Source organism: Buchnera aphidicola (Neophyllaphis podocarpi) (assembly GCF_964059055.1).
In the GTDB taxonomy this organism is placed as follows: domain Bacteria; phylum Pseudomonadota; class Gammaproteobacteria; order Enterobacterales; family Enterobacteriaceae; genus Buchnera_M; species Buchnera_M aphidicola_A.
This window is the reverse complement of sequence record NZ_OZ060386.1, coordinates 162,658-178,482: the sequence shown is the minus strand read 5'-3', so window position 1 is coordinate 178,482 and position 15,825 is coordinate 162,658. Positions and strand designations below refer to the sequence as shown.

Below are 15,825 nucleotides of genomic sequence, written 5' to 3'. Positions count from 1 at the left end.
GTAAATTCAATATGTTATACTTTATATTAATAATTTATAAAACTCAATATTAGTTAAGAGAAAAGTTGTATGAATAATCTTACTAAAGAAGTTGTAAAAATTAATCTTGAAGAAGAGTTAAAAAATTCTTATTTAGATTATGCTATGTCAGTAATTATAGGTAGAGCATTGCCAGATGTTAGAGATGGACTAAAACCTGTACACCGTAGAGTTTTATTCGCAATGTATATGTTAAATAATGAACATAACAAACCGTATAAAAAATCAGCTCGTATAGTAGGTGATGTTATTGGAAAATATCATCCTCATGGAGATACTTCTGTATATGAAGCAATTGTAAGAATGGCTCAGTCTTTTTCTTTAAGATATATGTTAATTGATGGTCAAGGTAATTTTGGATCAATCGATGGAGATTCTGCAGCAGCTATGAGATATACAGAAGTTCGTATGTCTAAAATAGCAAAAGAATTATTGAGTGATTTAGAAAAAAATACAGTTAAATTTGTATTTAATTATGATGAAACAGAAAAAATGCCTGAAGTATTACCTACAAGAATACCAAACATATTAATTAATGGTGCTTCAGGTATTGCCGTAGGTATGGCAACTAATATTCCTCCGCATAACTTAAAAGAAATTATAAATGGATGCATAGCATTTATTGAAGATAATAATATTTCAGTAGATAAGCTAATGGAACACATTCCTGGCCCTGATTTTCCAACAGCAGGTATTATAAACGGAAAAGAAGGAATAATATCAGCCTATAAAACAGGTAAAGGAAAAATTTATATAAGGTCTCGTCATAAAATAGAATCTAATTCTAAAAATAAAAAAACAATTATAGTTATCCAAGAAATTCCTTATCAAGTAAATAAATCAAGATTAATAGAAAAAATAGCTGAATTAATAAGAGATAAAAAGATAGATGGAATAAGTGCTTTAAGAGATGAATCAGACAAAGAAGGAATGCGCATCATAATAGAAATTAAAAAAGAATCAGTTCCAGAAGTAGTATTAAATAATCTTTATTCTCTAACACAATTACAAATTTCTTTTGGAATAAATATGGTTGCTTTAAACAAAGGCAGACCGGAAATCATGTCTTTAAAAAAAATTATAAAGTCTTTTATTAACCATAGAAAAGAAATAATAACTAAAAGAAGTATATTTGAGTTATTGAAATTTAAAAATAAAGCTCATGCATTAGAAGGAATAATGATAGCTATAAATAATATAGATTATATAATAAAATTAATACAAAAAACTAAAGAAGTTAAAGAAGCGAGAAAAATAATATTATCTAAAGGATGGAAAATAAATAATTGTATAATTAAAAAAATTCAAAATAATCAAATAGAATTGTTTAAAAGTAAAAAACAAGCAAAAAACATCACAAAAGATAAATATTATTTTTCTGAAAAACAAACTGAAAAAATACTAGATTTAAAAATAAACAAAATAACTAAAATTGAACAACAAAATATCATAAAAGAATATGATAGTTTAATTAAAAAAATAAAAGAACTAAAATTAATATTAAGAAATCCTGTAAAAATGATAAACATCATAAAACAAGAATTAACTGATATTAAAAAAACATTTGGAGATAAAAGAAAAACAGAAATAAATAAAAATATTATAGATATAAATATAGAAGACATGATAAATAAAGAAGATGTAGTAGTCACATTATCACATTCAGGATACGTTAAATATCAACCTATATCAGATTATGAAGCACAAAGAAGAGGAGGAAAAGGAAAATCAGCAGCAAGAATTAAAGAAGAAGACTTTATTGATAAACTAATAGTAACAAATACTCATGATACAATATTATGTTTTTCTAGTAAAGGAATAATATATTGGATGAAAGTATATCAATTACCAGAATCAAGCAGAATAGCTAGAGGTAAACCAATAGTAAATTTACTACCTTTAAACTCTAAAGAAAGAATAACAGCAATTCTACCAATTAATAAATATAAAGATAATATCAATATACTAATGGCAACATCTCACGGAATAGTAAAAAAAACTTCTCTACATCAATTTAGTAGACCTAGAAGCGCAGGAATTATAGCTTTAAATTTAAGAGAAGATGACGAATTAATAGGTGTAGCATTAACTAACGGAAATGATCATATTATGTTATTTACGTCTCTAGGTAAAGTTGTTAGATTTCATGAAAATAAAGTTAGAAATATGGGACGTAATGCATCTGGAATGAGAGGAATTAAAATATCGAAAAATGATAGAGTAGTTTCATTAATAGTACCTAGAGATAATAGAAATATACTTACTATAACAAAAAGAGGATATGGTAAAAGGACTAAAATTGAAGAATATCCAATTAAATCTAGATCTACACAAGGAGTAATATCTATAAAAATAACTAAAAAAAATGGTAAAATGGTAGGCGCAATACAAGTTTTCGAAAAAGATCAAATTATGATTATCACAGATGCTGGAACTTTAGTAAGAATCAGAGTATCTGAAGTAGGAGTATTAAAAAGAAACACTCAAGGAGTCATCTTAATAAGAACAACTGATAAAGAAAATGTAGTTGCTTTGCAGAGAGTAGCTGAATCCTGTTTGACTAAATTAAATATTATTAATAAAGCACAAATATTACTATAATATAATTATTAAATTTTACTTGAGGAATAAATAAATATAGGTAAAAAAATGAATGATAGTTTATTAGTAACTAAAAGAGATGGAAGAAAAGAAAAAATTAACTTAGATAAAATTCATAAAGTTCTTAATTGGGCAGCTAAAGGTCTTAAAAATGTATCTGTTTCACAGGTTGAATTAAGATCCCATATACAATTTTATAATGGTATAAAAACTATACATATACATGAAACTATTATAAAATCTACAGCTGATTTAATATCTCAAAGTCAACCAGATTATCAATATATGGCTGCAAGATTAACTGTATTTCATTTAAGAAAAAAAGCTTATGGAAAATTTGAACCTCCAGAATTATATGATCATGTAAAATATATGGTAAAAATAGGAAAATATGATAGAAATTTATTAAAAAAATATTCTATAGCAGACTATAAAACTATGAATTCTTTTGTAGACCATTGTAGAGATATGAATTTTTCTTATGCTGCTATAAAACAATTAGAAGGAAAATATTTAATACAAAATAGAATAAATGGTAAGATTTATGAAAGTGCACAATTTTTATATATTCTTATATCAGCATGTTTATTTGCAAAATATCCAGAAAAAATCAGAATGAAATATATACAAAAATTTTACAATGCTATATCTACATTTAAAATTTCATTACCAACTCCTATCATGTCTGGTGTTCGAACTCCTACTAGACAATTTAGCTCATGTGTATTAATAGAATGCGATGATACTTTAGATTCTATTAATGCAACAGCAAGCAGTATAGTTAAATATATATCACAAAGAGCAGGAATTGGAATTAATGCGGGAAGAATAAGAGCTTTAGGTAGTTCTATTAGAAATGGAGAAGCATTTCATACAGGATGTATTCCTTTTTATAAACATTTTCAAACGGCGGTGAAGTCTTGTTCTCAAGGAGGAGTTAGAGGAGGAGCTGCAACATTATTTTTTCCCATATGGCATCTAGAAGTAAAAAATTTACTAGTATTAAAAAATAATAGAGGAATAGAAGAAAATAGGGTTCGACATATGGACTATGCTTTGCAAATTAATAAATTAATGTACAAAAGAATGATAAAAGATGAATTAATAACTTTATTTAGCCCATCAGATGTACCTAATTTATATGAATATTTCTTTTCTGATCAAAAAAAATTTAAAAAATTGTACGAAAAATACGAAAAAGATAAAAAAATAAGAAAAAAACAAGTAAAAGCAATAGATTTATTTGCATTGTTAATGAAAGAAAGATCTTCTACAGGAAGAATATATATTCATAATGTAGATCATAGTAATACACATAGTCCTTTTGATCCTAGTATAGCACCATTAAAACAATCTAATTTATGTTTAGAAGTTATATTACCAACAAAACCTCTAAAAAATATAAATGACAAAAATGGTGAAATAGCTTTGTGTACATTATCTGCTATAAATTTAGGTGTTATTAAAAATTTAAAAGAACTAGAAGAACTATCAAATTTAATAGTAAGAGGATTAGATGAAGTATTAGATTATCAGGAATATCCAATAATATCTGCTGAAAGAGGAGCATTAAAAAGAAGATCTTTAGGTATAGGAGTTATAAACTTTGCATATTATTTAGCTAAAAATGGAGTAAAATATTCAGATGGAAGCGCTAAAAATTTAACACACAAAACTTTTGAATCTATACAATATTATCTATTAAAAGCATCGTGTTTACTAGCAAAAGAAAAAGGAAAATGTTCATGGTTTAATGAAACAAATTACTCAAAAGGAATTTTGCCAATAGATAACTATAAGAAATATATTGATAAAATATGCTTGGAACCATTACATTTAAACTGGGAAAAACTAAGAAATAAAATCAAAAAATATGGTTTAAGAAATTCAACATTATCAGCAATAATGCCATCTGAAACATCTTCACAAATTTCTAATGCAACAAATGGAATTGAACCTCCTAGAGGATATATTAGTATAAAATCATCAAAAGATGGAATACTACGTCAAGTAGTACCAGAATATGAAAAATTAAAAAATAAATATGAATTGTTATGGGATATACCAAACAATAATGGATATTTACAGTTAGTAGGTATTATGCAAAAGTTTATTGATCAATCAATATCAGCTAATACTAATTATGATCCAAATAAATTTATAAATAAAAAAATTCCTATTAAACAATTAATTAAAGATTTATTAATTGCATATAAATTAGGATTAAAAACATTATATTATCAAAATACTCGTGATGGAGCAGAAGATAAACAAAACGACATATTAGATAAATTATCATATGATAATTGTGAAAGCGGTTCTTGCAAAATATAATATTTATTTACTATTTACAGAAATAATATAAAATATATTTTATGAAAATAAATAATGGAATAAGTTTTTAATATGAATTACACTACTTTTTCGCAAAAAAAAAATAATCAGTTAAAAGAACCAATGTTTTTTGGCCAACCTGTTAATATAGCAAGATATGACCAACAAAAATATGAAATTTTTGAAAAATTGACAGAAAAACAACTTTCTTTTTTTTGGAGACCAGAAGAAATAGATTTATCAAAAGATAGAATAGATTTTATTAATTTGCCAAAAAATGAAAAGCACATATTTATTAGTAATCTAAAATACCAAACTTTATTAGATTCGATACAAGGTAGAAGTCCTAATATAGCATTTTTACCATTAATTTCAATTCCAGAATTAGAAACATGGGTACAAACATGGTCTTTTTCTGAAACTATTCATTCTAGATCATATACACATATAATAAGAAACCTAGTAAATGATCCTTCATCCATATTCGAAGATATAGTAAATAACAAAAATATAGTAAACAGAGCGTATGATATTTCTTTTTATTATGATGAATTAATTAAATTTACAAATTATTGGAATATTTTCGGAGAAGGAGTTCATGTTATTAAGAATAAAAAAATTAATATAAATATAAATATTTTAAAAAGTAAATTATATTTATGTTTAATGAGTGTGAATGTACTAGAAGCAATAAGATTTTATGTAAGCTTTGCATGTTCATTTGCTTTTGCAGAACGTAAATTAATGGAAGGAAATGCTAAAATTATTAGATTAATAGCAAGAGATGAAGCTTTACACTTAACAGGAACACAACACATAATTAATTTATTTAATCAAAATAATAATTTAGAAAATATGAAAGAAATTGCAGAAAAATCAAAAAAAGAATGTATTAAAATATTTAAAAAAGCAGCAAATCAAGAAAAAGAATGGGCAAAATACCTATTTAAAGATGGATCTATGTTAGGTTTAAACAAAGAAATTATATGTCAGTATATAGAATACATAACTAATTCTAGAATGAAAGCTATTGGACTAGAATTACCTTTTAAAATTAGAAATAATCCTATCCCTTGGATCAATACCTGGTTAATATCAGATAACGTTCAGGTAGCTCCTCAAGAAACAGAAATTAGTTCTTACCTAACAGGACAAATTGACTCATCTTATAATAAAAGAGAATTTGAAAATTTTGAATTATAAAATAAAATTTTATACTATAAAAACAAACAAAAAAATTATAAATTACATTCCAAAAAAAAATTTTATATTAGATATACTTGAACAAAATAAAATTAATATAGAATTTCAATGTAGAAAAGGATACTGTGGATCTTGTAGAATAATATTAATTAGTGGAAAAATATATTATCCTAATAATGTTGTAATATTAGCATCTAAATTATCTAGAAAAGAAATATTTCCATGTTGTTGTATAGGAATAAATAATATAATATTAAAAATATAAATATTATTTATATGATTATATTTAAAATATATTTTATTTGTAAAATAAAGGTAAAAGTATAAAAAACAAAAATTATAAAAACTATCTATTAATATTAGATATAAATTTAAATAAAAGTTTAAACTCATATAAAATAAAAAAGCTAATTAAGTATTAATTTAATTGTATCTTCAGCAATAGCTAATTCTTCATTAGTTTTAACAACTAAAACAGGAATAGAATTTAACTTGCTAATTAATCCATATTTGCCTTTGCAAATTTTAATATTTTTTTCATTATCTAAAAAAACTCCCATTAAAGCAAGTTTGCTTAAACTTTTCTCGCGTACTAAATATGAATTTTCACCAATACCTCCTGTAAAAATTATTGCATCTAGTCTATCAACCATAATTGCAAAATAACTTGATATATATTTAGATAATCTATAACAAAAAATATCTAATGATAATTTAACTAATTTATTACAATAATAATTTTTTGCTATATATCTACAATCACTACTAACACCATTTAATCCTAATAAACCTGATTTATTAATTAATATATTACTTATTTTTTTCATATTAAAACCAAGTATTTTATTCATATAAAATATTATATAAGGGTCAATATCACCACTTCTAGTACCCATCACTAATCCTTCCAGAGGAGTTAAGCCCATAGAAGTATCTACACATATTCCATTTTTAACTGCAGAAATAGAGGAACCATTACCTAAATGACAAATAATAATATTTAAAGAATTTAAGTTTTTATTTAATATTTTACTAGTTTTTTTCATCACATAATTGTGACTAATTCCATGAGCACCATAACGTTTAATATTATATTTATTGTAAAACATATAAGGAATCGCGTATATATGTGCTGTTTTAGGTATAGTTCTATGAAAAACTGTATCAAAAACCCCGACATTTTTATTAAATAAATGAGGAAAATTTTTAAGAGATTCATAAATTCCTATTAGATTAATTGGATTATGCAAAGGAGAAAAAATTATAGCATCTTTAATTAATTTAATTATTTTATTATTAATAATTGAAGATTTTGTTATTTTATTGCCTCCATGAACAATTCTATGACCTATACCAATAATATTTTTAAAGAGATAAATATTTTTCTTTAAAATATTATTAATAATAAAATCCAAAGCATTTTTATGAGATGCCTTAGAAACAATTAAATTTTGATGTTTGGTTTTATTAATTTTCCAAATAACATTAGATTTTTCTAATAAAAGACGTTCTGCTAAACCTGACAAAATTTTTTTTTTATTAGTAATGTTAAATAAAGCAAATTTAATAGACGAACTTCCGCAATTGATAACTAAAATAAATTTATTTGACATAAGAAGCCTTATAAAATTTTTAAAAACTTATGTTATAATGAAATATGTTTAATAAAAATAAATATAAAAATGCAAAAAAAAATAATTAAAGAACTAAAAACAAAATCAATTATATACCCTTTTGAAGAAATTGAAAATTGTATTAAGTTTATTCAAAATTTTTTGTTAAATAACAAAAATATTAATGCTTTAATTGTAGGAATAAGCGGAGGAAAAGATTCTACTTTAGTAGGAAAGTTATGTAAAAAAGCAATAAAAAGAACTAAAAATAAAAATTTTAAATTAATAGCATTGAGATTGCCTTATGGAAAACAATTAGATGAAGAATACTGTAAGATGGCATTAAATTTTATTAATCCAGATATAATAATTAATATAAATATCAAGAACTCTGTAATTAATAGCAAAAAATCCTTAGAAAATGCAGGAATTAAGATTTCTAATTATCTATTAGGTAATGAAAAATCAAGAGAAAGAATGAAAGTTCAATATACTATTGCAGGAAAATATAACGGTATAGTTGTAGGTACTAGTAATGCATCAGAACTAGCCACAGGATTTTTTACAAAATATGGTGATGGGGGTTGTGATATAAGCCCGATATCTCATTTAAATACAAGACAAGTAAAAAATCTACTAAAATACATGAATTGTCCTAAAAAATTATATTCTAAAATCCCTACTGCTGATTTAGAAGATGACAAACCAGGATTACCTGATGAAACAGCTTTAGGAATAAAATATAAAAATATAGATGATTTTTTAGAAGGTAAAATAATAGATAAAAAAATAGCAAATAAAATAGAATATCTATTCATTAAAACAAAACACAAAAGAAAACTACCAATAAAATGTATTGAAAATTAATAAATATTAAAATAAAGGACAGTGACTCATATACAATAATATGACTGTCTATATAACAAATATATAATACTATAAATTTAGTATTAAATAATTATTTAATGTAATAATATTTTTTTTTGTTCAATAGCATGAATTTGTAATTTTATTATTTCACTAATAGGATCATCAGGACAATTTTCAACAAAATAAATCAAATCAGTTAAAGCAACATGCTCACAATCCAATTGAGCATAAATTAAACCTCTATCACGAATTTCATAAGGATCATTTGGAGCAATCTGTAAAATTACATTACTAACATTTAATGCTAATTCCATTTTCTGTTCTTCCATTAATGCAGATTTTAAATTATCTAACATTTTTCTGATCACTGATAATGGTTTAGCATCATTTAAATCATTTTTATATAATTTAGCAGTAGGACTAATATTTCCTTTTAACCAAACTTCTAATATATGATTATTTAAAATCTCTCCATTCAAAGGATTAATTAAAAAAAAATTTTTATTAGATGATAAATTAGATTTTAAAATTAACTGAGTAGGAAATATAATAGGAACTAAATGCAAATTTAATTTTTCAGCAATATGTAATAAAATTATTCCTAATGAAACAGCTGTTCCTTGATGTGTTTTTAATACATAATCAATCCATAGTAAATCAGACAAATTATAAACTCCACTAGCTCCACCAAAATTCCATTTAGTATAAAATAATTCTAGAAGTTTTTCTAATTTTTTATATTCATTTTTTTCTGAAAATACATATATTTTAGCATCTTCTACAAGTTTAATTAAATCTATACAAACACTCTCAGAAGAGAAATCTTCTCTAATTACTTTAGAAGTAGCAATAATAGACTCACATAAAGATGATTTAGAAAAATTTATATTTAAAAAAGATTTCATAATTTAGATCCCTTAACTTATCAAAAAACTATAAATAAATGATATTAAAAAATTTTTACATAGAATTTAAATATTTCTAAACAGATATATTATCATTATTTTTTACCTACAGTTACTCGATTTAATTTACTATAATCTTTATAAGTTTTAACATTTTCAAATTCGTATTTTTGAAATAATTTTTGTACAGCTATTTTTTGATTCCAACCATGTTCGATAATTAACCAACCATTATTAAATAAATATTGTCTAGACTGACTAATAATATTTTCTATAGCTAATAATCCTTTATTATATGAAACTAAAGCTGCTAATGGCTCAAATAGCAAATCCCCGCAAATTAATTTTCTTTCATATATATCAATATATGGAGGATTGCTTACAATTAAATTAAATACATTATTTTTAATTTTACTGAACCAATTACTAACAATAAAATTAGCATTTTTAATTTTTAATTTGATTGCATTTTTTCTAGATATAATGATAGATTTTTCAGATATATCAATTCCTAATACAAAACAATTATTTCTTTCTTTAGCTATAGACAAAGCTATAGCACCACATCCCGTACCTAAATCTAATACCATATAATTTTTGTAAGATTTTTTTATTATACTAATAGCTTTTTCTACTATAATTTCAGTTTCTGGACGTGGAATTAAAACATCTTTAGATACTATAAAACTTAAAGACCAAAACTCTTTTTTATTTAATAAATAAGCTATAGGTTCTCCTAAACATCTTCTAAAAATAAAATAATTTAAGAGTTTTATTTGTATATTGCTCAGTTTTATATCATCAAAAGCAATAATCCAAGTACGAGATTTACGTAATACTAAAGTTAAAATTAATTCAATATCTAATCTAGATATTAGAATATTAAATTTATTAATAATATATTTTATAAATTTATTAATTTTCATTATTAATCAGAAAGAGAAGCTAACAAATCTGCTTGATGTTCTTGAATAATAGGATTAATCAAAACATCCATTTTACCTTGCAGGACTTCTTCTAAACAATATAAAGTTAAATTAATTCTATGGTCTGTTATTCTGTTTTGAGGGAAATTATATGTTCTATTTCTATCTGATCTATCACCTGTACCTAATAAATTTCTTCTCATTGAAGCATTTTCCATGCGTTTTTTATTCAATTCTGCAGCATGAATACGTGAAGCTAAAATAGATAAAGCCTTAGATTTATTTTTATGTTGTGATCTTTCATCTTGACATTCAACCACATGACCTGTTGGTAAATGTGTTATTCTAATTGCAGAATCTGTAGTATTTACATGTTGACCTCCTGCTCCAGAAGATCTAAAAGTATCAATTTTTAAATCACTATTAACAATATTTATTCTCTCAGTTTTAGGTATTTCAGGCATTACAGCAACAGTACAAGTAGAAGTATGAATTCTTCCTTGAGATTCAGTTTGAGGTACACGTTGCACTCTATGACCACCTGATTCAAATTTTAAATTACCAGAAGCACCTTTACCTGTTACTTTAATAATTATTTCTTTAAAACCACCTTTGTCGCCCTCGCTTTTATTCATAATTTTAACTTTCCAATAATTAAGCTCAGAGTAACGAGTATACATTCTAAATAAATCACCAGCAAAAATAGCAGCTTCATTACCTCCAGTTCCAGCTCTTATTTCTATAAAACAACTAAGTTCATCTAAAGGATCTTTAGGAAGCAAAAAATATTGTAACTTTTGTTCTATAATAGACTTACGAGATAAAGATATTAATAAATCTTCATGAGCTAATTTATACATTTCGTTATCTTTAAGTAACAATTTTGCATCTAAAATATTTTTTTCATTATTTTTCCAATCAATAAAACAATTACATACAGAAGATAATTGTACATATTCTTTAGATAATGAACGAAATATGTCTCTATTAGAAATATTATCTAATTTAGTTAACATAAATTGAATTTTTTTATAACGTTTTAACAATGTATCTAATTTTTTTATAATAGAAATATTCATAAAATTATTTATTATGATGTTTAATATATTTTAATATTATTGTATTATTATAAATTATATAACTATAAATTAAAATATTATTATGTAACAATATTTTAACAGAAACAAATTAAATAAGTAAAAATTCTTAACTAAATTAAAATAAAAATGAAGATATTATGGCCATCTCCTAGTAAAATAAATCTATTTCTATATATTAATAATAAACGCAATGATAAATATCATAATATACAAACATTATTTCAATTTTTAAATTTTGGAGACTTTATTAAAATAAAAATAAATAAAACAGGAAAGATTTGTTTATCTAGACCTATTAAAAATATAATAAATAAAAAAAATTTAGTATTAAAATCAGCTAATCTATTAAAAAAATACGCAATCCAAAAAAATTTATTATCGGAAAAAGATGGAGCTACAATTTTAATTAAAAAAAAAATACCGATAGGAGGAGGTATGGGAGGAGGATCTTCAAATGCAGCTACTACATTAATAGTATTAAATTTTCTATGGAAAATAAATTTTTCTTTAAAATATTTATCTTATATTGGATTAAAAATAGGATCAGATGTACCAGCATTTATCATAGGAAAAACTTCAATAGTTAAAGAAAGAGGAAATAAAATTTATCCAATAAAAAACAAAAAAACATGGTATATTATAATTAATCCACAAATAAAAATTTCTACAAGTAAAATTTTTAATAGATTTAAAATAAAAAATCAAAGACATAATTTATCAATAAATAAATTGATGAATTATCCTTTCACAAATGATTTTGAAAAAATAATTAGAAAAAAATTTAAAGTAATAGATAAATTAATAAATTTTATGTCTAATTTTGGTTCATCAAGATTAACAGGAACAGGGTCTTGTATATTTACTAAATTTGATTCAAAAAAAAAAGCTATTAAAGCTATTAAATTAATTCCAAATAATGTTAAAAGTTTTTTAGCATATAGTACTAATTATTCAATATTACATAAGTTTTTAAAATCAATAAAAAATAAAAAATTAAAATAAAACTATCAAGGTTATAATTTATTATATGTCTGATATTAAACTATTTGCAGGTAATGCAGTTCCAGATTTAGCTGAATGTATTGCTAATCGTCTTTATACAAATTTAAGTAAAGCATCTGTAGGTAAATTTAGTGATGGAGAAATAAGTGTACAAATTAATGAAAACGTAAGAGGAGGAGATATATTCATTATACAATCTACTTGTCACCCTACAAATGATAATTTAATGGAATTATTAGTTATGATAGATGCCCTTAGACGAGCATCAGCAGGTAGAATAACAGCAGTAATTCCATATTTTGGGTATGCAAGACAAGATAGAAGAGTTAGATCTGCAAGAGTACCTATTACGGCAAAAGTAGTAGCTGATTTTCTATCTAACGTAGGAGTTGATAGAGTATTAACTGTAGACTTACACGCTGAACAAATACAAGGTTTTTTTGATGTTCCAGTAGATAATGTTTTTGGAAGTGCAGTATTAATAGAAGATATGCTACAAATGAATTTTCATAATCCAATTATTGTATCACCTGATATAGGAGGGGTAGTTAGAGCCAGAGCAATAGCTAAACTACTTTATGATAGCGACATGGCTATAATAGATAAAAGAAGACCCAATGTAAATGTTTCTCAAGTAATGCATATAATAGGAGATATAGAAAACAGAGATTGTATAATTGTTGACGACATAATAGATACAGGAGGTACTTTATGTAAAGCTGCAGAAGCACTAAAAATAAGAGGTGCTAGACGTGTATTTGCTTATGCAACACATCCAATATTTTCTGGACAAGCAATAAAAAATCTGAATAATATTTTTATTGATGAAGTAGTTGTATGTGATACTATACCCCTTAAAAAAGAAATAAAAAAAATAAAAAATATTAGAATATTAACTCTATCTGGAATGTTAGCAGAAGCTATTAGAAGAATTAGTAATGAAGAATCTCTTTCTGCAATGTTTGAAATTAATCATATATGATTTTCTATAAAATAATAAAAAATTATTAATAATTTCATTAATTTTATGAATCTAATTAATTTATATCAATTTAAACTAAAAAGAAATATATTTAAGAGCTAATACAGCTTCAGAAACAGATATAAAAGAACCAAAAACTAAAATAATATCATTATTAAAATTAACTTGTTTAATAGCATAATGTAAAGCTTCTGTAATACTATTGAATATAGAAGAATTAGGCAAATAACGTGATAAATATTGTGCTGTGGCTCCTCTATATACATGTAAAGTTGAACAATAAAAAAAATCCACATATTTCATTAAATTAAATAAAGTGTTTTTTATATCTTTATCTTTTAGCATACCTATAATCAAATATATTTTACTTTTTTTTGATTTTATTTCAGCTAAACGACTAGATATATATAGTGCGGCATGAGGATTATGACCAACATCTAAAATTATTCTAGGTTTGTAAGATATAGTTTGAAATCTATAAGGTAAAAAAAATTCTTTAATAGATTTTTGTATTATAAATTTACTTACCGGAAGTCTAGAAACACGAATAGCAGCAATAGCAGAAGAAATTATAGATAATGGATAGTTAATAATTTTAAGGTTATCTATAAAACCTTGGTTATCCCAAAATATCCAGTTATTTAAATCAGATTTCCAATATATATAGTCTAAACTACTTTGTAATAATTTACTATTCAAACTATTTGCAATTTCAATGATACTATAAGTAATATTTACATCTCCAAATATAGCATATTTTTTAGGTCTTAAAATTCCAGCCTTTTCTAAACCAATTTTATATCTATTATTTCCTAAAAATTTTACATGATCAATGTCAACATTAGTTATAATTGATATATCAGGATTTAAAATATTTGTAGCATCTAATCTACCACCTAAACCAACTTCAATAATGATAACATTTAATGATCTTTCTTTAAATAAAAGCAAAGCAGACAAAGTAATAAATTCAAAATAAGTTAATGGTATAGAATCACGATGAGATTCTATTAAATGAAAAGATTTTATATGAAATAAATCATCTAAAAATTCACCATTAATTTTAATTCTTTCGTTATATTTTAATAAATGAGGAGAAGTATATAAACCTACAGAAAAACCAGAATTTAAAAAAATATTCTCTAAAATAGAACATGTAGTACCTTTACCATTAGTACCTGCAACTAAAAATATTTTTGAAGTAAAATTTAATAAATCAAGTTTAGATGCTATATATTTAACTCTTTCTAAGCTTAAATCAATATTTTTAATATTAAGTTGTTCTATATATAACAACCAATCTTTTAGAGAAGAATTAGCATTAGGGATATTTAAAAATTTATTCATGATTTTTATTATTAATAATAGAAATATTCATTATTTTAGATAAAATACAAGCTAATTTATATCTCATATCAATTCTATTAATAATCATATCAATAGTTCCTTTTTCAATTAAAAATTCACTAGATTGAAAATCTTTAGGCAATATTTTATTTGAAACTTGTTTAATAACTCTTGGTCCAGTAAAACCAATTAAAGATTTTGGTTCTGCAATATTTAAATCTCCTAAAACACCTATGCTAGCAGACACTCCTCCCATAGTAGGATTAGTTAGTACAGAAATATAAGGAATATGCTTATCTTTAATTTTAGATAAAGCTAAAGTAGTTCTTGACATTTGCATTAAAGAAATAAAAGACTCTTGCATTCTAGCTCCACCGCTAGCAACAAAAGATATTAAAGCACATTCATTTTTTATAGCTTTTTTTATAGCTAATATAAAATGAGATCCTACTATAGAACCCATAGAACCACCAATAAAATAAAAATCGAAAGCTGTAGCAACAACAGGAATTTTATAAAGCAAACCATACATAACAACTAATGCATCATTTTCATTAGTTTTATTTCTCGCAAATAAAAGTCTATCTTTATAAGATTTCAAATCTTTAAATTTCAAAAAATCTTCAGAACAATCATTTATTTTTATTTCCTTATAAGAATTAACATCTAAAAATTTTTGTAATCTATAACGAGCAGAAATATACATATGATAATTACATATAGGACATACAAATAAATTATCTTTGAGTTCTTTATAGTATAAAAAATTTAAACAACTATTACATTTAGTCCATAAATTTTTAGGTATGTTAGATTTATATAGATTATTAATTTTTTTTCTTTTCTGATTTTTAATCCAATTCATTTGTTCCTTAATAGCAAAAAAATTAAATAAATAATTTT

Annotated in this window: 13 protein-coding genes; 7 read left to right on the top strand and 6 right to left on the bottom strand. The window is 23.6% G+C overall.

From position 1 onward, the window contains the following. Positions 1-69 precede the first annotated feature (69 nt). From gyrA to yfaE, 4 genes are all read left to right on the top strand, one after another. Complete coding sequence (gyrA, locus tag AB4W60_RS00825) at positions 70-2,640, top strand: DNA topoisomerase (ATP-hydrolyzing) subunit A (RefSeq protein ID WP_367676249.1); 2,571 nt, start codon at positions 70-72, stop codon at positions 2,638-2,640. Between the two features lie 48 nt (positions 2,641-2,688). Continuing rightward, complete coding sequence (nrdA, locus tag AB4W60_RS00820) at positions 2,689-4,974, top strand: class 1a ribonucleoside-diphosphate reductase subunit alpha (protein ID WP_367676248.1); 2,286 nt, start codon at positions 2,689-2,691, stop codon at positions 4,972-4,974. 72 nt (positions 4,975-5,046) lie between these two features. Beyond that, positions 5,047-6,177 carry a class Ia ribonucleoside-diphosphate reductase subunit beta gene (gene nrdB, locus AB4W60_RS00815; protein WP_343188783.1) on the top strand — a complete coding sequence of 377 codons (1,131 nt, stop codon included), beginning with the start codon at positions 5,047-5,049 and terminating at the stop codon, positions 6,175-6,177. Then, complete coding sequence (gene yfaE, locus AB4W60_RS00810; protein ID WP_343188782.1) at positions 6,167-6,442, top strand: class I ribonucleotide reductase maintenance protein YfaE; 276 nt, start codon at positions 6,167-6,169, stop codon at positions 6,440-6,442. The genes nrdB and yfaE overlap by 11 nt, the downstream gene beginning before the upstream one ends. 142 nt (positions 6,443-6,584) lie before the next feature. On the opposite strand, the gene AB4W60_RS00805 is transcribed toward yfaE, so the two are convergent. Beyond that, complete coding sequence (locus tag AB4W60_RS00805) at positions 6,585-7,790, bottom strand: acetate kinase (protein WP_343188781.1); 1,206 nt, start codon at positions 7,788-7,790, stop codon at positions 6,585-6,587. Between the two features lie 63 nt (positions 7,791-7,853). Between AB4W60_RS00805 and nadE the strand changes: the two genes are divergently transcribed. After that, entirely contained in the window at positions 7,854-8,657 is an 804-nt protein-coding gene (gene nadE / locus AB4W60_RS00800) for an ammonia-dependent NAD(+) synthetase (protein ID WP_367676319.1), read from the top strand. 95 nt (positions 8,658-8,752) lie between these two features. Here nadE and sirB1 read toward each other — a convergent pair whose 3' ends face one another. From sirB1 to prfA, 3 genes are all read right to left on the bottom strand, one after another. Further along, positions 8,753-9,565 carry an invasion regulator SirB1 gene (gene sirB1 / locus AB4W60_RS00795; protein ID WP_367676247.1) on the bottom strand — a complete coding sequence of 271 codons (813 nt, stop codon included), beginning with the start codon at positions 9,563-9,565 and terminating at the stop codon, positions 8,753-8,755. 95 nt (positions 9,566-9,660) lie between these two features. Further along, complete coding sequence (gene prmC, locus AB4W60_RS00790; RefSeq protein WP_367676246.1) at positions 9,661-10,491, bottom strand: peptide chain release factor N(5)-glutamine methyltransferase; 831 nt, start codon at positions 10,489-10,491, stop codon at positions 9,661-9,663. A 2-nt stretch (positions 10,492-10,493) separates the two neighbouring features. After that, a complete protein-coding gene (gene prfA / locus AB4W60_RS00785) occupies positions 10,494-11,570 on the bottom strand; it encodes a peptide chain release factor 1 (protein WP_367676245.1) in 1,077 nt (358 codons plus the stop codon). Positions 11,571-11,717: 147 nt separating this feature from the next. Here prfA and ispE point away from each other — a divergent pair, with 147 nt between their 5' ends. Then, positions 11,718-12,593 (top strand): 4-(cytidine 5'-diphospho)-2-C-methyl-D-erythritol kinase, encoded by an 876-nt coding sequence (gene ispE / locus AB4W60_RS00780; protein ID WP_367676244.1) that lies wholly within the window; start codon positions 11,718-11,720, stop codon positions 12,591-12,593. 25 nt (positions 12,594-12,618) lie between these two features. After that, positions 12,619-13,575: a ribose-phosphate pyrophosphokinase gene (locus tag AB4W60_RS00775; protein ID WP_367676243.1), complete on the top strand. Its 957-nt coding sequence runs from the start codon at positions 12,619-12,621 to the stop codon at positions 13,573-13,575. 75 nt (positions 13,576-13,650) lie between these two features. Here AB4W60_RS00775 and folC read toward each other — a convergent pair whose 3' ends face one another. Together folC and accD are read right to left on the bottom strand one after the other, a co-directional pair. After that, positions 13,651-14,922, bottom strand: coding sequence for a bifunctional tetrahydrofolate synthase/dihydrofolate synthase (folC, locus tag AB4W60_RS00770; RefSeq protein WP_367676242.1), 1,272 nt, complete (start codon positions 14,920-14,922; stop codon positions 13,651-13,653). Beyond that, entirely contained in the window at positions 14,915-15,787 is an 873-nt protein-coding gene (gene accD, locus AB4W60_RS00765) for an acetyl-CoA carboxylase, carboxyltransferase subunit beta (RefSeq protein ID WP_367676241.1), read from the bottom strand. Before accD ends, folC begins: the two co-directional genes overlap by 8 nt. Positions 15,788-15,825 lie beyond the last annotated feature (38 nt).